Annotated in this window: 23 protein-coding genes and 2 riboswitches; of the genes, 19 read left to right on the forward strand and 4 right to left on the reverse strand. The window is 35.0% G+C overall.

Going from position 1 to position 20,178, the window contains the following annotated elements; genetic code table 11:
- Positions 1–23 precede the first annotated feature (23 nt).
- The 15 genes from aroD to pcp all read left to right on the forward strand — a co-directional run bounded on the left by aroD (position 24) and on the right by pcp (position 12,401).
- Positions 24–701, forward strand: coding sequence for a type I 3-dehydroquinate dehydratase (gene aroD, locus KPF49_RS01550; RefSeq protein ID WP_183673372.1), 678 nt, complete (start codon positions 24–26; stop codon positions 699–701).
- Between the two features lie 3 nt (positions 702–704).
- Positions 705–1,064, forward strand: coding sequence for a Spx/MgsR family RNA polymerase-binding regulatory protein (locus KPF49_RS01555; RefSeq protein WP_183673374.1), 360 nt, complete (start codon positions 705–707; stop codon positions 1,062–1,064).
- An 80-nt stretch (positions 1,065–1,144) separates the two neighbouring features.
- Positions 1,145–1,525, forward strand: a complete 381-nt coding sequence (gcvH, locus tag KPF49_RS01560; RefSeq protein WP_183673376.1) for a glycine cleavage system protein GcvH — start codon at positions 1,145–1,147, stop codon at positions 1,523–1,525.
- A 59-nt stretch (positions 1,526–1,584) separates the two neighbouring features.
- On the forward strand, positions 1,585–1,911 hold the full coding sequence (locus tag KPF49_RS01565; RefSeq protein ID WP_183673378.1) for a thioredoxin family protein: 327 nt from the start codon (positions 1,585–1,587) through the stop codon (positions 1,909–1,911).
- A gap of 22 nt (positions 1,912–1,933) precedes the next feature.
- Positions 1,934–2,041, forward strand: a riboswitch (SAM riboswitch).
- 61 nt (positions 2,042–2,102) lie between these two features.
- Positions 2,103–3,122 (forward strand): methionine ABC transporter ATP-binding protein, encoded by a 1,020-nt coding sequence (locus KPF49_RS01570; protein WP_183673380.1) that lies wholly within the window; start codon positions 2,103–2,105, stop codon positions 3,120–3,122.
- Complete coding sequence (locus KPF49_RS01575) at positions 3,119–3,799, forward strand: methionine ABC transporter permease (protein WP_276516294.1); 681 nt, start codon at positions 3,119–3,121, stop codon at positions 3,797–3,799. The genes KPF49_RS01570 and KPF49_RS01575 overlap by 4 nt, the downstream gene beginning before the upstream one ends.
- A gap of 15 nt (positions 3,800–3,814) precedes the next feature.
- Positions 3,815–4,657, forward strand: coding sequence for a MetQ/NlpA family ABC transporter substrate-binding protein (locus KPF49_RS01580; protein ID WP_183673383.1), 843 nt, complete (start codon positions 3,815–3,817; stop codon positions 4,655–4,657).
- Positions 4,658–4,774: 117 nt separating this feature from the next.
- Positions 4,775–5,137 (forward strand): DUF4870 domain-containing protein, encoded by a 363-nt coding sequence (locus tag KPF49_RS01585; protein WP_183673385.1) that lies wholly within the window; start codon positions 4,775–4,777, stop codon positions 5,135–5,137.
- A gap of 808 nt (positions 5,138–5,945) precedes the next feature.
- Positions 5,946–6,728, forward strand: a complete 783-nt coding sequence (sufC, locus tag KPF49_RS01590) for a Fe-S cluster assembly ATPase SufC (protein ID WP_183673387.1) — start codon at positions 5,946–5,948, stop codon at positions 6,726–6,728.
- A 17-nt stretch (positions 6,729–6,745) separates the two neighbouring features.
- A complete protein-coding gene (sufD, locus tag KPF49_RS01595; RefSeq protein ID WP_183673389.1) occupies positions 6,746–8,050 on the forward strand; it encodes a Fe-S cluster assembly protein SufD in 1,305 nt (434 codons plus the stop codon).
- Between the two features lie 16 nt (positions 8,051–8,066).
- Positions 8,067–9,287, forward strand: coding sequence for a cysteine desulfurase (locus KPF49_RS01600; RefSeq protein ID WP_183673391.1), 1,221 nt, complete (start codon positions 8,067–8,069; stop codon positions 9,285–9,287).
- Positions 9,277–9,708 carry a Fe-S cluster assembly sulfur transfer protein SufU gene (sufU, locus tag KPF49_RS01605; RefSeq protein WP_183673393.1) on the forward strand — a complete coding sequence of 144 codons (432 nt, stop codon included), beginning with the start codon at positions 9,277–9,279 and terminating at the stop codon, positions 9,706–9,708. The genes KPF49_RS01600 and sufU overlap by 11 nt, the downstream gene beginning before the upstream one ends.
- 38 nt (positions 9,709–9,746) lie before the next feature.
- The gene (sufB, locus tag KPF49_RS01610; protein WP_183673598.1) at positions 9,747–11,141 is read left to right on the forward strand and encodes a Fe-S cluster assembly protein SufB; all 1,395 of its coding nucleotides are present in this window, start codon (positions 9,747–9,749) and stop codon (positions 11,139–11,141) included.
- 138 nt (positions 11,142–11,279) lie between these two features.
- A complete protein-coding gene (locus tag KPF49_RS01615) occupies positions 11,280–11,666 on the forward strand; it encodes a hypothetical protein (protein ID WP_183673395.1) in 387 nt (128 codons plus the stop codon).
- A gap of 141 nt (positions 11,667–11,807) precedes the next feature.
- On the forward strand, positions 11,808–12,401 hold the full coding sequence (gene pcp, locus KPF49_RS01620) for a pyroglutamyl-peptidase I (protein ID WP_183673397.1): 594 nt from the start codon (positions 11,808–11,810) through the stop codon (positions 12,399–12,401).
- Positions 12,402–12,637: 236 nt separating this feature from the next.
- On the opposite strand, the gene KPF49_RS01625 is transcribed toward pcp, so the two are convergent.
- Entirely contained in the window at positions 12,638–13,549 is a 912-nt protein-coding gene (locus KPF49_RS01625; protein WP_183673399.1) for an EamA family transporter, read from the reverse strand.
- A 45-nt stretch (positions 13,550–13,594) separates the two neighbouring features.
- A complete protein-coding gene (locus tag KPF49_RS01630; protein ID WP_183673401.1) occupies positions 13,595–14,626 on the reverse strand; it encodes an acyltransferase family protein in 1,032 nt (343 codons plus the stop codon).
- 165 nt (positions 14,627–14,791) lie between these two features.
- Here KPF49_RS01630 and KPF49_RS01635 point away from each other — a divergent pair, with 165 nt between their 5' ends.
- Positions 14,792–15,346 (forward strand): thioredoxin family protein, encoded by a 555-nt coding sequence (locus tag KPF49_RS01635; RefSeq protein WP_183673403.1) that lies wholly within the window; start codon positions 14,792–14,794, stop codon positions 15,344–15,346.
- A 31-nt stretch (positions 15,347–15,377) separates the two neighbouring features.
- Here the strand turns inward: KPF49_RS01635 and KPF49_RS01640 are convergent, their stop codons facing one another.
- Both KPF49_RS01640 and KPF49_RS01645 read right to left on the reverse strand, forming a co-directional pair.
- Positions 15,378–16,142, reverse strand: a complete 765-nt coding sequence (locus KPF49_RS01640; protein ID WP_183673405.1) for an ABC transporter permease — start codon at positions 16,140–16,142, stop codon at positions 15,378–15,380.
- Positions 16,143–16,844, reverse strand: a complete 702-nt coding sequence (locus tag KPF49_RS01645) for an ABC transporter ATP-binding protein (RefSeq protein WP_183673407.1) — start codon at positions 16,842–16,844, stop codon at positions 16,143–16,145.
- Positions 16,845–16,916: 72 nt separating this feature from the next.
- Here KPF49_RS01645 and KPF49_RS01650 point away from each other — a divergent pair, with 72 nt between their 5' ends.
- The 3 genes from KPF49_RS01650 to KPF49_RS01660 are packed head-to-tail and all read left to right on the forward strand — an operon-like array spanning position 16,917 to position 19,950.
- Positions 16,917–17,765 (forward strand): DUF72 domain-containing protein, encoded by an 849-nt coding sequence (locus KPF49_RS01650; protein ID WP_183673408.1) that lies wholly within the window; start codon positions 16,917–16,919, stop codon positions 17,763–17,765.
- 19 nt (positions 17,766–17,784) lie between these two features.
- Positions 17,785–18,612 carry a sulfite exporter TauE/SafE family protein gene (locus KPF49_RS01655; RefSeq protein WP_183673410.1) on the forward strand — a complete coding sequence of 276 codons (828 nt, stop codon included), beginning with the start codon at positions 17,785–17,787 and terminating at the stop codon, positions 18,610–18,612.
- Between the two features lie 12 nt (positions 18,613–18,624).
- Positions 18,625–19,950, forward strand: coding sequence for a bifunctional metallophosphatase/5'-nucleotidase (locus KPF49_RS01660; RefSeq protein ID WP_183673412.1), 1,326 nt, complete (start codon positions 18,625–18,627; stop codon positions 19,948–19,950).
- Between the two features lie 51 nt (positions 19,951–20,001).
- Positions 20,002–20,166, forward strand: a riboswitch (Lysine riboswitch).
- The last annotated feature ends 12 nt before the right edge of the window (positions 20,167–20,178 follow it).

The following is a 20,178-nucleotide window of genomic DNA, read 5'->3' on the forward strand; positions in this document are numbered from 1 at the left end:
GAGAAACAAATGAGAGTGGTAGTATGACGGAGGTTGTCGTTACTTTAAGTAGTCATAATTTAGATGAGTTACATGACGAACTTAAAGTACTTTTTTCTGAGCGTGATAACTTTGATATAATAGAGTTCCGCGGTGACTATTTTGAAGATGATGAGGATATTATCGACGCATTGAGTGGTTTATCTGAATCCGATAAAAAAATTCTTTATACATATAGAACGAAAAGTGAAGGTGGATATGGGGATGATGATAATTATATCGATCATTTAAACTATATACTTCACCATGCGAGATTTGATATCATCGATATTCAGTACAATTCATACCGAGATATGGAATTTATCTTCTCGCTAAAATCTCGCGGAATTAAAGTGTTATTTAGTCATCATGATTTTGAAAAGACGCCAAGTGAAAAAGAAATCGCGTCTATTCTAGAAGGTATGAATGACTATTTTCCAGATTATTATAAGCTTGCGTATATGCCAAATAATAGCGAAGATGTTGAGTTATTGTTTGAAATGTTGAAACGCTATAAAAAAGAGTATGGAAATGTGATTATAACTATCGCGATGGGGGAATTAGGTAAAATAACAAGAGTTGCAACATATCCTTATAACTCTGCATTTACTTATGGATGCTTAAATACTCCACAGGCCCCAGGGCAAGTCGAAATAAAAATGTTAAGAGAGGTATATGAATAGTAAATGAATAAATTTTATGAGTACAAAAAATGTACAACGTGTCGTAAAGCTAAGAAGTATTTAGAAGAACAAGGTGTCGATTTAGAAGTGATTGATATGGTTGAAGAACCACCTTCAGAATACGAATTAAAAGACATTATCAGTAAAGCTGATAATTATGAAATTGATCAGTTCTTTAATACACGTGGTAAAGTATACAAAGAACTTGGTTTAAAAGAAAAACTTGATGACTTATCGTTTGATGAAAAAATCGAGTTATTAACGAGTAACGGCATGCTAATTAAACGTCCAATGCTTGTCACTGAAAAAGGTGTTATACTCGGCTTTAAAGAAGAAAAATACGACGAGTTACTCGAATTATAATATTAAGTTTTGATTTGTTTATATTCATAAAATATGAGATACTAAATGTAGTAGGATATATAATATAGGGGGTTTTTGTTTTGGTAACACCAAACAACTTAAAGTATTCAGAAGATCACGAATGGGTAAAGGTTGACGGTGATACTGTAACTATCGGTATTACTGAGTTTGCTCAATCAGAATTAGGAGACATCGTATTCGTTGAATTACCAGACGAAGGTGATGAACTTGAAAAAGGTGAAGACTTCGGTTCAGTAGAATCAGTTAAAACTGTTTCTGAACTTTATGCACCAGTATCAGGTGAAGTTATTGAAATTAACGAAGAGCTTGAAGATAGCCCAGAGCTAGTAAACGAATCTCCATACGAAGAAGCTTGGATGTTAAAAATTAAACTTTCAGATGAGTCACAACTTGACGAATTAATGGATGCTGCTGCATACGACGAAATGATTGGACAATAATTCTTTATAAAACTCTAGACAGCTGTCTAGAGTTTTTTCTTTCGAGAAAGGTATTTTATATGAGACATAAAATCACAGAAGAAGCATTAAATGAAATAGTGAATAGTAGTGGTGTAAATGTCATTTACGGATATACGTCGATGTGTGCAACGTGTAAGCTCGCAGAATCATTTTTAGATCTTGCGGTTCAAGTTGTCCCACTAAATGTTACAAAAATTGATTTAAACTACTATGAATCTTTTATAAAACAATATAAAATTCATAGTGTACCGGCCTTACTTATATTTAAAGACGGAACTTTACAAGAAGAAGTTTATGCATTTGAGTCGGTGACTAAAATTGTCGAAATATTTAAAAATTATGTTGACAATAAAAATATGCAATGATATTATTAATCAAACTTAATAATTCTTATCCAGAGTGGTGGAGGGAAGTGCCCAATGAAACCACGGCAACCGTCTATTTAGACAAGGTGCCAATTCACTGAATGATCGATGGATCATTCGAAGATGAGAAGCGATACGTAAAAAGCTTACTCATCTTTTGAGTAAGCTTTTTTAATGGAGGAATCTACTAAATGATTGATATTAAAAATGTCAATAAAATATTTAAAACAAAAAATAAGACAGTTACAGCTGTCGATGACGTATCGCTAAATATTCATAAAGGTGAAATATTTGGCATCATTGGTTATTCTGGCGCTGGTAAATCCACTTTGATTCGTTTGTTAAACGGTCTTGAAACACTTTCAAGTGGTGATATTGTGATTGGTGATGACACTATTAACAAACTATCAAAGAAAAATTTGAGAAAAAAACGTCAAAAAGTTTCAATGATTTTCCAACATTTCAATTTACTTTGGTCACGCACAGTATATGAAAATATTCGTCTCCCCCTTGAAATCGCTGGCGTGCCTAAAAACGAAATGGATCGTAAAGTATCAGAATTAATCCGACTGGTTGGACTTACGGGAAGAGAACACAACTATCCGAGTGAACTTTCTGGCGGACAAAAACAACGTGTTGGTATTGCACGTGCATTATCCAATGATCCAGAAGTATTACTATGTGACGAGGCAACGAGTGCATTAGACCCACAGACGACTGATGAGGTTCTCGATTTACTCGTAAAAATTCGTCAAGAACTCGGTCTAACGATTGTCATGATTACACATGAAATGCAAGTCATCAGAAAAATTTGTGACCGAGCTGCAGTAATGGAAGATGGTAAAGTCATCGAGGTCGCACCAATCATTGAATTATTCCAAAACCCTAAGTCTTCCGTGACAAAACGATTTGTACAAGATGAACTTGAAGATGAGGATATTGATGTACAAATTAAAACAATTAAAGAAAGTTTTCCAAACTCAACCGTTCTTAAACTTGGTTTTGTTGGTACAAAAGCAAATCGTCCAGTTGTATCTCAAGTCATTAAAGAATACGATCTTGATTTAAACGTACTTTCTGGAAATATTAAACAAACGAATGATGAGTCATATGGACACCTCTATATCGCTACTGAAGTCGATAGTGAAAAACTGGATGAGATTATTGATAAGTTTGAAAGTGAGAAAGTCTCTGTGGAGGTGGTCAAATGAACGAGATAAAAGAAATGTTTAGCTTTGAACATGTGAAACTCGATGTACTATGGCAATCGACTGTAGAGACACTCACTATGACAGGTATTGCGACACTATTTTCTTTTGTATTCGGAATTATATTAGGTATTATTTTATTCCAATCATCAAAAAGCAAAACTAAAGCATCAAAACCAGTATACGGTGTTACATCGTTTGTCGTGAACTTATTCCGTGCAATTCCATTTATTATTTTAATCATCTTACTCATACCATTTACTAAAGCACTTATGGGAACGATGATGGGTGTATGGGGTGCGATGCCAGCACTAATTATTGGATCGTCACCATTCTACGCAAGACTTGTTGAAATTGCTTTAAAAGAAGTGGACAAAGGTGTCATTGAAGCAGCCGAATCAATGGGTGCAAACCAGTGGGAAATCATTCGAAAAGTATTATTACCTGAAGCACTTCCAGCACTAATTTCTGGTATAACAGTCACTGCAATCATGCTAGTTGGTTCAACGGCGATTGCTGGTGTTATCGGTGCAGGTGGACTTGGTAGTTTAGCTTATATGGTTGGATTCACAAGAAGTCAACCAGACGTCACACTAGTCGCAACGATTGTTATTTTAATTATAGTATTTGTAATTCAAATTTTAGGAGATACGATTGCTCGCGCAGTCGATAAAAGATAAAAGGAGACCTAGCTCATGAAAAGATTTTTATTCGCTTTAGTATTATTATTCACTGTGACACTTGCTGCTTGTAATAACTCAGATGATTCTTCTAATGATTCATCAAATGAAGAAGCTTCTAACGATGAAGTAAAAAAATTAACAGTAGTTGCAACACCAGTACCACATGCTGAAATTCTCGAAGAAGCAAAACCATTACTTGAAGATAAAGGCATTGATTTAGACATTAAAGTAGTTAACGACTATAACACACCGAACCAAATGTTAGAAAGTGGCGATGCGAACGCTACATTCTTTGCGCATATTCCGTACTTTAATAACTTACTAAATGAAGGATTCGACTTTGAAAACATTGGTCCAGTACACTTAGAGCCAATCGGTGCATACTCTAACGATTATGATTCATTAGAAGATTTACCAGATGGTGCAAAAGTTTTAATTTCTAACAACTTACCAGACGAAGGACGCGTTTTAAAATTCTTCGTAGACCACGATCTAATCACACTTAAAGATGGTGTTGACCCAATTGAAGCAACGTTAGATGATATCGAAGAAAACCCTCATGATTTCAAATTTGATAATCAAACAGCACCAGAAATCATGGTAAAAGCATATGAAAATAACGAAGGAGACGTATTCTTCATCAACTCAAACTATGCGATTGACTCAGGATTATCACCAAAAGAAGAAGCAATTGAACTAGAAGCGGCAGACTCAGATTACGTAAACGTTGTAATTGTAAGAAGTGAAGACAAAGACGATGAAGCACTAAACACACTTGTTGAAGTATTACAAAGTGACGATATTAAATCATTCATTGATGAAAATTATGACGGTGCTGTAATCTCAGCTGAATAATCAATTTAACATGAACACGGCTTTTATGCCGTGTTTTTTATTTGAATGTTTAAGTGCGTTTATAAAATCTAAATAATTGGGTATATAATTATATGACAAAATTTATGGGGGAAAATTATGGATAATTTCGAGCAAGATAAAAATTACACATATGAAACTCGTCCCGTGTTTGACAATCAAATTGTAATGTTGTCATATTTATCACTCTTTATTTCAGCGTTCATTGCGCCTTTAATTATTTGGGCCATTAAAAAAGATGATGATCCTGAAACAGGAGAAGCTCTAGCTGACGTTTTAAATTTCACACTTTCATATACGATTTATACGATAATATCTTCAGCTTTAATGGTTCTTGTGATTGGTTTTATTACAACACCTATTTTAGGAGTTATGGTTACAATTTTTACAATTATTGGTGCTGTGAAATCAGCAAATGGTGAAAGATATTTACCACCATTAACAATTCGTTTCATTAAGTAAGGATAACGCATGTGTTTTACACATGCGTTTTTTCTTATGACAGGATTTCAGCGTGTTTGAGTGACTGTGGTGTTTTTTTATCTTAAAAGATAGTAGAGAATTACACGATCATTTAGGATAAATGACTGTTTATCCAAAGAGAAAGTGCATAGTTACACTATGATTTGCGATAAAGCGTCGCTTATCCAAAGAGAAAGTGTATAGTTACACTATAACTTAAGATAAAATGCTGGCTATCCAAAGAGATAGTGCATAATTACACTATGATTTGCGATAAAGCTCCGTCTATCTAAAGAGATAGTGCACAATTACACTATGACTTGCGATAAAATACCGACTATCGAAAGAGAAAGTGCATAGTTACACTATGATTTGTGATAAAGTTCCGTCTATCTAAAGAGATAGTATATAATTACACTATGACTTCCGATAAAGCTCCGTCTATCCAAAGCGATAGTGCATAATCACACTATGACTTGCGATAAAATGCCGTCTATCCAAAGAGATAGTGCACAATTACACTATCGCTTCCGATACCCCCAAACTAATCCCGAAATAGCACACATCTCCTATCGAAAAATCCCAAGCTGCACCATAACTCCCATCAATCATTCTCTATTTTCATCTTTTACTTGATTTTTATTCTCAATATATTGAATCGTCGATAGGGAGGTATAATACTTCAAATATAGGCATATATAAGGTACAATATAGACATTCGCACATTAGTGAAACTTTGACTATAGTTTAGAATTATTATAAACTGTTAAAGAGAAAATAAATTCAATCTAACTGGAGGATTATTAGGATGACATCTGTTCTAGAAATCAAAGACTTACATGTCGAAATTGAAGGAAAAGAAATACTTAAAGGTTTAAACCTAACACTTAAACAAGGTGAGATTCACGCTGTAATGGGACCAAACGGTACAGGTAAATCTACACTTTCTCAAGCAATTATGGGTCACCCATCATATGATGTTACTCAAGGTGAGATCTTACTTGATGGTGAAAACGTGCTTGAAATGGAAGTAGATGAGCGTGCACATGCTGGTTTATTCCTAGCAATGCAGTATCCATCAGAAATCTCTGGTGTTACAAACTCAGATTTCTTACGTTCAGCAATTAACTCAAGTCGTGAAGAAGGCGACGAGATTAACTTAATGCAATTTATCAAAAAATTAGATAAAAACATGGAATTCTTAGATATGGATCCAGACATGGCAACTCGTTACTTAAACGAAGGTTTCTCTGGTGGGGAGAAAAAACGTAACGAAATTCTACAACTTATGATGTTAGAACCTAAATTCGCTATCTTAGACGAAATCGACTCAGGTTTAGATATCGATGCTTTACAAGTTGTTTCGAATGGTATTAACGAACTGCGTGGTCCAGAATTTGGTTCATTAATCATCACGCACTACCAACGTTTACTTAACTACATCGAACCAGACTTCGTACACGTTATGATGCAAGGTAGAATTGTTAAATCAGGCGGAAAAGAATTAGCAGTACGCCTTGAAAACGAAGGTTATGAGTGGATTAAAGAAGAACTCGGTATTGAAGACGAAACAGTAGACGCAGCAGAATAATATCAGGAGGAACTCTAATGGCTAACGAATTCGTTTTAGATAAAGAAAAAGTCTTAAACGACGCACAACAAAATGGTGTAAATGACTTCTTTACAACAAAAAGAAAAGAAGCACTAGATTTAATTGATCGTTTAGACATGATTAAACCAGACAAAACACGTATTTATAACTGGGACTTTTTCACAGTTGAACAACCATTTACTGAAAGTTCAACTTACCAGTCACTTTCAGATTTACCTGAAACAGTGAAAAAAGTCGTAGAAACTGAAAGTGTAGAAAACCTATACGTTCAACACAATAACACGAAAGCATTTGTACAGCTTTCAGAGTCATTAAAGTCTCAAGGTGTTATTGTTGAAGATATATTTACAGCTTCAGAAAATCATAAAGAATTAGTTGAGAAGTACTTCATGACTGATGGTGTATCAGTTGATGAAAACAAACTCACAGCATATCACCAAGCGATGTTAAATGGTGGGGTGTTTATCTACGTACCGAAAAACGTAAAAGTTGAAGCACCAATTCAAGTTGTCGTATACCATGATGACGAAAAAGCATCCCTATTTAACCACGTATTATTAGTTGCAGATGAAGGTTCTGAAGTCACATATGTTGAAAACTATGTGACAAACTTAGAGTCATCTAAAGCACAATTAAACGTCGTGAGTGAAGTGTTTGCTAAAGACAACGCTAAAATTAACTACGGTGCAGTAGACTTCTTAGCTAAAGATATTACTGGATACGTTGTACGTCGCGGGAATACTGATCGTGACGCAGTTATAGACTGGGCACTCGGGCTTATGAATGATTCAAATGTGATTTACGACAACACAACTAACCTAAACGGTGATAACTCACAGTCAGATGTTAAGATTGTGACAGTTGGCCGTGGTCGCCAGATGTTAAACTTCACGACTGAAGTGATTCACTATGGTAAAAACACTTACGGAAACATCTTAAAACACGGTGTAATGAAAGAAAATGCAAACAGCGTATTTAACGGAATTGGACACATTAAAAAAGGTGCAACATTCTCAAATGCGCAACAAGAATCACGTGTGTTAATGCTTGATGGTAAAGCGCGCGGTGACGCGAACCCTATTTTATTAATCGATGAAGATGAAGTAGAAGCAGGACACGCAGCTTCAGCAGGACGCGTGGATGAGTTACAACTCTTCTATCTGATGAGTAGAGGACTAAAACGTGAAGAAGCAGAACGCTTAGTCATTCACGGTTTCTTAACACCAGTTGTTGTAAACTTACCGATTGAAAGTGTTAAAAACTTACTCGTAGATGTAATTGAAGAGAAAATCTTAAACTAATTAGGAGGCATCCACATTGGACATTAACAAAATTAGACAAGACTTTAAGGTCCTTGACGAAAAGGTTAATGGGAATGCGCTCACGTACCTAGACACATCAGCAACAAGTTTAACACCTGATCGTGTAGTGGATAAGACTAATGAATATTACTTTAAATATAATGCAAACGTTCACCGAGGGGTTCATACTCTCGGTACGCTTGCAACTGATGCATATGAATCTGCACGTATGAAAGTACGTAAGTTCATCAATGCAAAACGATTTGAAGAAATTATTTATACACGTGGGACAACAGCAGCATTAAACTTAGTCGCACGTTCACTCGGAGATTATGCTGTTGAAGCAGGCGATGAAATCGTCGTAACAGAAATGGAACACCATGCAAACATCGTACCTTGGCAACAACTTGCTAAGCGTAAAGGTGCGAAGCTTGTGTTTATTCCTCTAGAATCTGACGGCACAATTAAACTTGAAAGTGTTGAGAGTGTAATGTCAGAAAAGACGAAAATCGTAGCGATTGCCCATGTATCTAATGTATTAGGTACAGTTAATGACGTTAAATCGATTGCAAAAATTGCTCATGATAACGATGCATATATCGTTGTAGATGGTGCTCAAGCTGTACCACATATGACAGTAGATGTTCAAGATTTAGACGTTGATTTCTATGCATTTAGTTCACACAAGATGCTTGGACCAACAGGTGTCGGTGTACTATATGGTAAAGCAGAAATTTTAGATCATCTTGAACCAGTCGAGTACGGTGGAGATATGATCGATTATGTATATAAAGAAGATGCAACATGGACAGACTTACCGGTTAAATTCGAAGCAGGCACACCGATGATTGCTGAAGCGATTGGACTCGGTGAAGCAATTGACTACTTAACAGAAGTCGGTATGGATAATATCCATGACTATGAACAAGAGCTTGTAAATTATGCTTACGAACAAATGCAGAAAATTGACGGTATTACCATTTATGGACCAAAAGAACGTGCTGGATTAATTACGTTTAACCTTGACGGAGTTCATCCGCATGACTTAGCGACAGCACTCGACCAAGATGGTATTGCTGTTCGTGCGGGACATCACTGTGCACAACCATTAATGAAATGGTTAGACACAAATTCAACAGCGCGTGCAAGTTTCTATATTTACAATACTAAAGAAGAAGTAGATACATTCATTCGCGGCTTAGAGCGTACGAAGGAGTTTTTCTCATATGAATTTTAGTAACCTAGAACAGCTATACCGCTCAGTAATTATGGACCATTACAAACACCCACGTAACAAAGGTGAACTTGAAGATGGTACGATTACAATTGATATGAATAACCCTACGTGTGGTGACGAAATTCGCCTCATGTTAGACATAAAAGACAACATCGTTGATGACGTTCGTTTTGAAGGGCACGGGTGCTCAATTTCAATGGCAAGTGCATCGATGATGACAGAAGCTGTTAAAGGTCAAACTGTAGACCGTGCTTTAGAAATGGGAAATGAATTTAGTAAAATGATGCTTGGAGAAGACTATACGATCACTGATGATATGGGTGACATTGAAGCTTTATCCGGTGTCAGTCAATTCCCTGCGAGAATTAAGTGTGCGACTTTATCTTGGAAAGCATTTGAAAAAGGATTTAAAGAAGAGTAATTCGCACTAAATACGATTAGGAGTGAATAGTTATGGCAATGAGAAAAGCGCCAGATATTGGTGAATATAAATATGGTTTCCGCGATGACGACGTTTCAATCTTCCGTTCAGAACGCGGATTAACTGAAGAAATTGTTAGAGAGATTTCGAAGATGAAAGAAGAGCCTGAGTGGATGTTAGACTTCCGTCTAAAATCACTTGAGCAGTTCTATAGTAAACCAATGCCTACTTGGGGTGGAGACTTATCAGAACTTAACTTCGACGAAATTCGTTATTACGTTAAACCATCAGAGCGTTCAGAACGTTCATGGGATGAAGTTCCTGATGAAATTAAACGTACATTCGACCGTTTAGGTATCCCTGAAGCTGAGCAGAAATACTTAGCAGGTGTATCTGCACAGTACGAATCAGAAGTTGTTTACCACAACATGGAAAAAGAACTTGAAGAAAAAGGTGTTGTATTTAAAGATACAGATGCAGCACTTAGAGAAAACGAAGAGTTATTTAAAGAGTACTTCGCAACAGTAGTACCACCATCAGATAACAAATTTGCTGCACTTAACTCAGCAGTTTGGTCAGGTGGATCATTCATCTATGTACCACCTCACGTTAAATTAGATAACCCGTTACAAGCTTACTTCCGTATTAACTCAGAAAATATGGGACAGTTTGAGCGTACACTAATTATTTGTGACGAAGGTTCATGGTTACACTATGTTGAAGGTTGTACTGCACCAGTTTATACAACGAACTCATTACACGCAGCAGTTGTTGAAATTATCGTTAAACCAAACGCTTACTGCCGTTATACGACAATTCAAAACTGGGCAAACAACGTTTACAACTTAGTAACTAAACGTACATTCGCTGAAGAAAATGCAACGATGGAATGGGTAGACGGTAACATCGGTTCTAAGATTACAATGAAATACCCTGCAATTTACCTTAAAGGTGAAGGTGCAAGAGGTATGACAATGTCAATCGCACTTGCAGGTGAAGGACAACTTCAAGACGCAGGTTCTAAGATGTTACACTTAGCACCAAATACTTCATCATCAATTGTGTCGAAATCAATCGCACAACATGGTGGTAAAGTGACGTACCGTGGACTTGTACACTTCGGACGTAGAGCTGATAACGCAAAATCTACAATCGAATGTGACACGTTAATTATGGATAAGAAATCGACTTCAGATACAATTCCATATAACGAAGTCTACAACAACAATATTTCTCTAGAACACGAAGCACGTGTTTCTAAAGTATCAGAAGAACAATTATTCTACCTAATGAGTAGAGGTATCGGTGAAATCGAAGCGACAGAAATGATCGTAATGGGCTTCATCGAACCATTCACAAAAGAACTTCCAATGGAATATGCAGTCGAAATGAACCGTCTAATCAGTTACGAAATGGAAGGTTCAATCGGTTAATATTAACTTTAAGCTGTCGTACTATTGTGCGACGGCTTTTTTATTATGATACAAAAATATGATTAATTTACAATTAATTGACCGATATACAAATTTAATGATAATCTAAAAGTATACAATATAAAGGAGGTAAATTAAATGGGTCAAACATGGCTTAAACTTGCAGTGCTATACCTTGTCATTGGGATCTCAATAGGACTATTCATGTCTTATACTTTACAACTTAATTGGGCAGCTGGTCATGCACATGTGAACGTTGTCGGTTGGTTAACTACGCTTGGAATCGGTGCCGTTTTATCAATTTATCCGCATTTAGCACAAAATGGTCTCGGTAAAGCGACATTTTGGTTATACCATATCGGTGTTCCAATGTTTCTTTTTAGTACTTTTTATGTACAAATCAATCCGGGTATTGCACACGTTTTAACATTTATCGGTGGACCAATGTTCTTACTTGCAATCATCCTCTTCGGTATTAACATTTTCACTAACTTAAATGAGAATACGACGGATTTTAAACATTAAGACTTTTATATATATATTATTTTGGTAGCGCTTTATTAATTGAGGTGTTTAAAATAATATTTTATGATAACAAACCCTGTATAAATGATTTCATAATTTTAATAATTAGACTACAATGTGAGTAAACAAGAGGTGAAAGATATGAAATTATTATTAACAGGGTTTGTTCCATTTTTAAACCATAAAACTAATCCGACAGAAGAAGTTGTGAAAGCTTTGGACGGTCAAACAATTAACGATTATAACGTCGAAGGACATATTTTACCCGTCGACTTTAACGAATCAGAAAAAGAGTTATTAAGAGAGATTAAAGAAAGAGAACCAGACGTTGTTATTATGCTTGGACTCGCTGCTGGCAGATCTAAAATTACACCAGAGCGTATCGCGATTAACGTAAAAGACGGTAGAGAAGATAACTCAGGTTTTGCACCAGTAGATTTACCGATTACTGAAGACGGACCAGATGGTATATTTTCAACACTACCAATTCGTAAAATGGTCGACAATCTAAAGGCTGAATTTTTACCAGCGAAAATATCAAACACTGCAGGTACGTATCTTTGTAATAACATGATGTATGTTGCTTTAAATGAAGCAGGTTTAGAGGAAAAATTTAAAGCAGGATTCATACATATTCCAGCTTCACATGAACTTGCTATTGAGAATGAGAGTTTACCAAGCATGTCTATCGATGACTTAACACGAGCGGTTAAAATTTGTATAGAAACTTTGTAATAACGATAGGTGAGAGTTTTTTTATCGTTTAATTAACAAAAATAATCCGGATCTGTTAAACATATAATTTTATTTAACAAAATCACAATAGAATAATCGAAATCTGTTAAATATATTTTTTTATCTAACAAAATATGATAAAAAAGACTGAATTCTGTTAATTAAATCAAAATAATTAACAAAATCAGGCAAAAAATGTTAAATAAAAAGAAGCGACAGCCGCCGTCGTACACACTTCAGGCTTTCGCTTCTTTTTTTGATGATATTGTATTGGAAATTGTAATTCCTAATATAAGCGTGATGCCGACGACTTGAAACACTTCTAATACGTCTCCAAGAACAATCACTGTTGTTAACACAGCCATCACTGGTTCGAGTAGTCCTAATATACCGGCTTCTTGTGATGTTATATATTTTAAACTCCCGATGTATAAAAGAAATGCGAGTGTCGTTCCGATTAAAATCGAGAATATTAATACTCCAATTTCAAGTGCTGACCAGTCGTAGTGAAAATCTAATGACCAGATGGGTGTTTTAAAGTTTAACAGTATTCCACCGACGAGCATCGATCCGCCGACGAGTTCTAGCGGGTGCATTCTAACGAGCAGATAGGCAGCGTGCACTGTATAGTATGCAAGTGCCATACCAGATAAAATACCCCAAAATAACGCAAGTGGTGATACGATGAGTTGTGATAAGTTGCCGTTTGTTGCAATTAAAATTACCCCAACAATCATGAACAAAATAACGAGCGCCTCTTTATACGTAAATTGTATATACTTTCTAAATACATAATATAAAATTATATAGATTGGGCCAGTACATTGTAGTACTGTTGCGATCGCAGCATTTCCGTAACCAATCGTTGCAGTAAATGAATACTGAACAAGTGCCATCCCGAAAATACTATAAATGACAAACCGTGTGACTAAATATCGGTCCCAAACTGTCGTCGATTTCTTTTTAAATAAAAGTAAAAATACTGACACGAGTATTATTCCACTAATTAAAAGCCGCGCGGTCACGTACCAGTCGACGTTGACTGGGGTATTTCTAAATAGCCAGTCTGTTGCAGTACCCCCAATTCCCCAAAGACTCGCACCGAGAATGACTGAAATCAGTCCAAGCACTCTTTTGTCTGTAGACATCGTATCACCACCCTTTATATTGATATACTATTGTACTCAATATATTTAACGAATACTAGAGACATTTTTATTTAGATTGTCTCGAATTAATTTATAGTGTTTAAATAAAAAGTTTTGAGATGGTTTTTCGACAACATGTAAAATTGAATGTGCGAGTAATATCGATACAAGTGTCGGTACGATAATCCATATTTCATGTGTTAATCCGTAATCTTCCATGATGTGAATTAGTGTGTACCCGATATTTTGATGAATTAAATATAATGGATAAGAAATACTCCCGAGATAAAGAAGTACTTTATTATTTAAAAATTTTAGCTTACCTCTTAAAATTAAAGCAAAAATCCCGATAAACGTTAATGTAAATAATCCATTTGTTACGCCCTCAAATATAAAGTCATAGAGAACCGAAATAGCAATCACTCCGACATATTTACGATGTAAACCATTGCTCCAAATTTCATGAAGCATAATTCCAATCACAAACATTTGAATATAATTTGCTGTTGAAAATCTTTCTACCCACTGAATCATATCGTTCGGTGCAATTAAACTTTGAACTTGAACGATCATTCCGCCAATAAGCATCAATATTACTACTTTCATAACTTTTGTTTTGTCGAGTAACATGACGACGCCCATCATGATATAGAATGTTAATTCAACGCGTAATGACCAGTAAGAACCGTCTATATTTCTAATCCCAAAAAACTCTTGGAACATCGTCATGTTTAAAATCATTTCTGGAATCGTTCTTTGTATATCAATCGCGCTAGAATTTAATACTATAAAAGTAATCACAATCGCCGCGATATAAGCTGGATATAAACGAAACGCACGTTTAATTAAAAAGTCTCCAGCAGACCTTCCGCGTCGAACGGACATAAAAATGACAAACCCACTAATGATAAAAAAGAGTTGGACACCGTAGTGTCCATAACTAAATATTTCTGTGTTGTAATCACTACTTAAGTGACCAAAACGTCTACCGTAGTGAAATGTATAATGATATAAAACAACAAATAACGCGGCAATTCCGCGTAGTGCATCTATTTCAGTAATCCGTTTTTGATTCATATAATATCTCCTTCGGGTCTACGTTATATGTCACATATCCACTTATCAACCAATAAAAACGCTTATAAATAAATTTTAATAATCGTAAAAAAATTGTAATGATTGTATGTTTAAAATTTATTAAAAAAGGAATAGTAAATAAAACGAATGAAAGTAGGGGTTATTTTGGCTAACAATCTAACACAGTGGTATGACAAAGCACTATCTACTGAAGAGTTACGTCAGCAATTTACTGATTTAAAAGATGGATTTGAATATATTTACGATAACTTTAATGTTAGAGAAGATGAAAACAAAGAGCTACTCCAAGAAAAGCAATTTAAAGTGCTCGGTATCGTCGAGCCTTGGTGTGCGCATTGTATGTTAAATACACCAATTTTATTACACCTCGCTGAAGCATATGATTTTGAAGTGAAGTTTTCATTACGCGATGAAAATTTAGACTTAATGGAGCAATATCAAACGAACGGTAAAAACATTATTCCAAAATTCATCGTTTTAGATAATGATAATAACGAAATCGGAGTGTGGGGACCTTTTGCGCCTGAAGTAAAAGCAACAGTTGACGAATACAAACAACAACTGCCACCAAAAGATAGCGATAATTACGATGAGAAATTTAAAGACTTCATCAAAAAAATTAGAGAAAAATTCACAACAGACGAAGAACTTTGGTATAGCGCATATGAAGACATTAAGAAAACATTATTAAACGCATAAAAGAAACGCAGATTCTTTATGAATCTGCGTTTTATTTTGTATCTTCTTGAACACCTAAAAATTGTAATTTTTGATTGAATAAAAATGGATACGATAAAAATCCAACAAGAATTGAAGCGAGTGCGGCTGTATTCATAATTAAAAAGAGTACGAGTAATTGGTACATCACCGCTTCAATAGGGTCGCCTCCACCAATAATTAAACCACTCATCATACCTGGTAATTGAACGAGTCCAACAGTTTTTTGTCTTTCAATTGTTGGGATCATACTCGTTTTAATGGCTGATTTTAATGTATTGTGGACAGCTTCTTTTGGAGTACCACCAAATGATAAAATTAACTCAATCACTTCTTCATTACTGTTTAATTCGGATTTAAATCGGTCTAAAAATAGTAATGATAGTACCATACAATTACCAATAATCATTCCTGAAATTGGGATGACATACTGTGCGTCAAATGGAATAATGTTAAATAATACGAGTGTTCCCATAGAAAAAGCTTCTATGACGATTAGTGTCGCAATAATAATTACTGTTATATACGGGATTCCTTTTCCCTTTTTAACAATATTTTGACTCGCTGCACCGATAATTAACACAATCATTAATAACATGAAAAGTGTGCTTTCACTATCGAATACAAATTGTAGTATGTAACCGATAATGATTAATTGAATCGTTGCGCGAATAGAAGCAATAACGATATCTTTTTCAAGTCCAAGCTTTAAAAAGAATGAGAGAACAATTGGGATAACTACAAATACCAATGCAAGTGCTAAGCTTAGAAATGACATTTAATTTTCCCCCTCTAAAAATTTTCTTAACTCTTTACTTTTAGGGTTGTTAAGCCCATCGATATTTCCAAATTCGATTAACTCTCCATTTTGTAAATACCAAAAGTCATCTGACACGCGTTTTGCTTGAGATAAGTCGTGCGTCACCCAGACGACAGTTAAATTAAATTCTTTTTGATTTTTTAAGATGAGTTGCTCAATTTCTCTTGCAATCTTAACATCAACGCTTGCAGTAATTTCATCAAGTAGTAAAATGTCAGGGTTATTAACAAGTGTTCTTGCGAGTGCAACACGACTTTTTTCACCACCAGATAATTTTCTAACGGGACGGTCGATAAATTCACTCGAAATATTAACTTTTTCTAAAAAAGAAATCGCCTCATCTTTTGTAAAAGTTTCATTAAACAAATCTTTTGGGAATTTTAAATTGTCGTACACTGTACCCTCAAGCATCGGTGAAGATTGAAACGCAAACCCAATACTTCTACGAAGTTTAATGATATCGATATCTTTAATGTCTGTTTTATCGATATAAATATCACCAGAACTCGGTGATAGTAGCCCGTTAATATGTTTTAATGTTGTTGATTTTCCGGCGCCACTTGGTCCAATTAAAGCAGTAATGTGATTACTTTTAAATTGTCCTGAAATATTTTTCAAAATATTATTATGCGATACATTTTTAAATTCAATAGTAGACATTTGAATACTCCTTTACATTCCTTCTTACTACTATACCTCAATTTGTATGGTAAAATATCTCTAGGTGATATTATGATTTATGTCGGTTTAACAGGTTGGGGGGATCAATATTCTTTATACACAGATATAACGAATAGTAATCAAAAACTTGAAACATATGCTGGTTTTTTCCCGCTTGTTGAAGTAGATTCTACATATTATGCGGTATTACAACAATCGACGATTGAAAAATGGTGTAACGAGACACCAGATAATTTTAAATTTATCGTCAAAACACATCAGTTTATGACAGGTCATGGTGATTTTAGAACGTCTTTTAATAATATTCAAGAACTTTTTGAGGCGTATAAGCATATGTTAGAACCGATGGTTAAAAGAGGCAAGTTAGCATATATATTAATGCAGTTTCCACCTTGGTATGATTGTAATGAGAAAAATATTAATTATATTAGACTCGCTAAACAAATGCTTTCCCCTTTAAAGGTGGCGATAGAATTTCGCCACGAATCTTGGTACAAAGGTGAAAATAAAGAACGTACACTCCAATTTTTACATGATCAAAATCTAATTCATACAATTGTTGACGAGCCTCAAGTTGGTGAAGGTACAGTACCTTTTGTCAACCGTGTAACAGATGATAATGGGTTCATAAGACTTCATGGTAGAAATAACCATGGTTGGTTACAAATGAACCGAACAAGAGAAGAGTGGCGTAACGTTCGTTATTTATATGACTATAATCAACAAGAACTTGAAGCGTTAAGGAAAAGTATAGAGATTTTATCATTTAAAACAAATGATATTTATATTATTTTTAATAATAACTCAGGCGGGCACGCTGCAGGTAACGCATTAAAGTTAATAGATATGCTCGGCATTGAATATAAAAACCTTGCGCCAAAGCAGTTAAAACTTTTTTAAAATTTAAAGGAGGATAATCATGATTTTAACAATAATAATACTCATTTGTATTGGATTATTCTCCTCAATTTTAGGTGCTTTAGTCGGAATTGGTGGCGGAGTCATTATCGTTCCAGCACTTGTATTTTTTGGTATTAAGCTCGGAATGATTGAAGGGATGACACCGCAACTCGCGATAGGTACATCAAGTATGATATTAGTCGTTACCGGCTTATCTGCGATGATTCAATATAACAAAAGTAACCAGGTCGACAGATATAACGGCTCGATATTTTTAATTGGGCTAATTCCAGGTGCATTCGTAGGGTCGTATGCGAGTGCAATGTTAACGATGGATTCATTTAACTTATATTTCGGGATATTTTTAATATTTATTAGTATCTTACTCATGGTAAGAGATAAAATACCACCATTAAAAATATTTCAAAACCCAAAATATTTAAGACCACACATTGATGCAGACGGGGTCGTTCATCAATACGGATTTCCAATATGGATCGCTGTTCTTATAACGTTCGTTGTTGGATTTATTACAGGCTTATTTGGAATTGGTGGTGGTGCGTTAATGACACCACTGATGATTATTGTATTTAGAATTCCACCATCAATAGCGATCGGTACGTCGATGATGCTTATCTTCTTCTCAAGTCTATCGAGTGCAATTGGTCACGCACTTCAAGCACATGTTCAATATTTTGCGCTCGTAATTTTAGCAGTAAGTTCGTATTTTGGTGCGAGATTCGGTGCAAAGCTTGCGAGCAATTTTTCAAGTGACACATTAGTCAAATTATTAAGAACTGTACTTTTACTCATCGGTGTGTACTTAATTTTTGAAGCGATATTTTAGGAGGATTGTTTTATGAAAACAGCAATACGTATCTTCCATACTAATGATATACACAGTCATTTAGATAACTATAATGCAATTAGTCATTACATAAATGAACATAAAAATGATACATCGATATACGTTGATATCGGAGATCATGTGGATCGTAGTCATCCATATACTGAAGCAACGCTTGGCTTAGGAAATGTAAAGTTATTAAACGATGCACATTGTGACGTTGCGACTATTGGAAATAACGAAGGCATCACCTTAAGTAAAGAAGATTTAGAACATCTATATGACGATGCAAATTTTGAAGTAATTTGTGCGAATTTAAGAGATGATAATGGTTTATTATTCAAACCATACACGATAAAACGTATCGGCGATTTAAAAATTGGCTTTATAGCAGCGACTGTAGAGTTTACACCGTTTTATAGAGCGCTTGACTTAGATGTTGAAGGGGCATTTTTATTTATTGAAGAGTATTTAAAAGAAATGAGACATCAGTGTGACGCAATTGTTATGTTGTCTCACCTCGGTAAATATGACGATGAAAGACTTGCAGCAGAGTTTAAAGAAATAGACATTATCATTGGCGGACATACACATCATACATTTCCAGATGACTACTTTGTAAATGACACACTAATTACTTCAGCGGGTCGTTTTGGTGAGTATTTTGGTTATGTAGATTTAGAGTTTGAAGACTATAAACTTGTCCAATCATCATCTAGAATTATCGACACAAATCTTTTAACAAATAATTACGATGCATATTATGACGTTGGTAAAGACATGTTAAAAAAAGAAGTGAAGCGAGATGTGTTAAAAATAGAGCGCACACTTTATACAATTAACTGGTTTACGTATACAATGCTCAAAATGATCCAGTCTTATACGAATACTGACGTCTCAATGATTCATGCAGGGTTAATTGCTGCAGAGTTTAGAGGCGGTACGCTAACTGAGTATAACTTACACAAAGTTTTACCACATGCTATCAACTTAATTAAAATTGAAATGTCTGGCAGAGATTTAAAAGATATGTATTACACGGCGAACATGCAAGAAACTAAAGATGAAATTATTAAAGGGCTAGGTTTTAGAGGCGACGTCATGGGTGTGTTTTTAATTGATGGATTGTCTGTAATTGAAAGTAAACGCGAGTTTTACATTAACGGAAAAATGATTGATGATGATAAAATATATACAGTCGGAACACTTGATATGTATTCATTCGGTCGATTTTTCCCACATTTTAATTCTCTTAAAAAGACTTATTATATGCCAGAGTTTTTAAGAGATATCGTAAATTATTATAGTGAATCATTACTCACTTCTAACGATTTTTGACTTTTATTGAATAAGACTTTATAATTAATACAATCGAAAAACGGAAAACTAAATATAAGTAGAGGCGCACATGACACTGGTAAAAGTTGGAGCAGCCATGCAGTGAAGACTTTGAAGAGGGATTGTGCCGAAATTATAGAGTTGGACACTCTATTTTTGGGACTTGGCTTAATAGGTTAAGTACTGTCATGAAGTTCATGATGCGCTACATTTGTGAAACACAAGTGC

This window comes from Nosocomiicoccus ampullae (assembly GCF_019357495.1).
Lineage (GTDB): Bacteria > Bacillota > Bacilli > Staphylococcales > Salinicoccaceae > Nosocomiicoccus > Nosocomiicoccus ampullae.

Excerpts from the sequence above, each read along its gene's own strand:
- KPF49_RS01580 (WP_183673383.1), top strand. The coding sequence starts at position 3,815 with ATGAAAAGATTTTTATTCGCTTTAGTATTATTATTCACTGTGACACTT.
- KPF49_RS01575 (WP_276516294.1), top strand. The coding sequence starts at position 3,119 with ATGAACGAGATAAAAGAAATGTTTAGCTTTGAACATGTGAAACTCGAT.
- aroD (WP_183673372.1), top strand. The coding sequence starts at position 24 with ATGACGGAGGTTGTCGTTACTTTAAGTAGTCATAATTTAGATGAGTTA.
- KPF49_RS01655 (WP_183673410.1), top strand. The coding sequence starts at position 17,785 with ATGATTTTAACAATAATAATACTCATTTGTATTGGATTATTCTCCTCA.
- KPF49_RS01650 (WP_183673408.1), top strand. The coding sequence starts at position 16,917 with ATGATTTATGTCGGTTTAACAGGTTGGGGGGATCAATATTCTTTATAC.
- sufU (WP_183673393.1), top strand. The coding sequence starts at position 9,277 with ATGAATTTTAGTAACCTAGAACAGCTATACCGCTCAGTAATTATGGAC.
- KPF49_RS01640 (WP_183673405.1), bottom strand. The coding sequence starts at position 16,142 with ATGTCATTTCTAAGCTTAGCACTTGCATTGGTATTTGTAGTTATCCCA.
- KPF49_RS01615 (WP_183673395.1), top strand. The coding sequence starts at position 11,280 with ATGGGTCAAACATGGCTTAAACTTGCAGTGCTATACCTTGTCATTGGG.
- sufB (WP_183673598.1), top strand. The coding sequence starts at position 9,747 with ATGAGAAAAGCGCCAGATATTGGTGAATATAAATATGGTTTCCGCGAT.
- KPF49_RS01660 (WP_183673412.1), top strand. The coding sequence starts at position 18,625 with ATGAAAACAGCAATACGTATCTTCCATACTAATGATATACACAGTCAT.
- KPF49_RS01555 (WP_183673374.1), top strand. The coding sequence starts at position 705 with ATGAATAAATTTTATGAGTACAAAAAATGTACAACGTGTCGTAAAGCT.
- KPF49_RS01570 (WP_183673380.1), top strand. The coding sequence starts at position 2,103 with ATGATTGATATTAAAAATGTCAATAAAATATTTAAAACAAAAAATAAG.
- sufD (WP_183673389.1), top strand. The coding sequence starts at position 6,746 with ATGGCTAACGAATTCGTTTTAGATAAAGAAAAAGTCTTAAACGACGCA.
- KPF49_RS01630 (WP_183673401.1), bottom strand. The coding sequence starts at position 14,626 with ATGAATCAAAAACGGATTACTGAAATAGATGCACTACGCGGAATTGCC.
- KPF49_RS01625 (WP_183673399.1), bottom strand. The coding sequence starts at position 13,549 with ATGTCTACAGACAAAAGAGTGCTTGGACTGATTTCAGTCATTCTCGGT.
- KPF49_RS01585 (WP_183673385.1), top strand. The coding sequence starts at position 4,775 with ATGGATAATTTCGAGCAAGATAAAAATTACACATATGAAACTCGTCCC.
- KPF49_RS01645 (WP_183673407.1), bottom strand. The coding sequence starts at position 16,844 with ATGTCTACTATTGAATTTAAAAATGTATCGCATAATAATATTTTGAAA.
- sufC (WP_183673387.1), top strand. The coding sequence starts at position 5,946 with ATGACATCTGTTCTAGAAATCAAAGACTTACATGTCGAAATTGAAGGA.
- pcp (WP_183673397.1), top strand. The coding sequence starts at position 11,808 with ATGAAATTATTATTAACAGGGTTTGTTCCATTTTTAAACCATAAAACT.
- KPF49_RS01565 (WP_183673378.1), top strand. The coding sequence starts at position 1,585 with ATGAGACATAAAATCACAGAAGAAGCATTAAATGAAATAGTGAATAGT.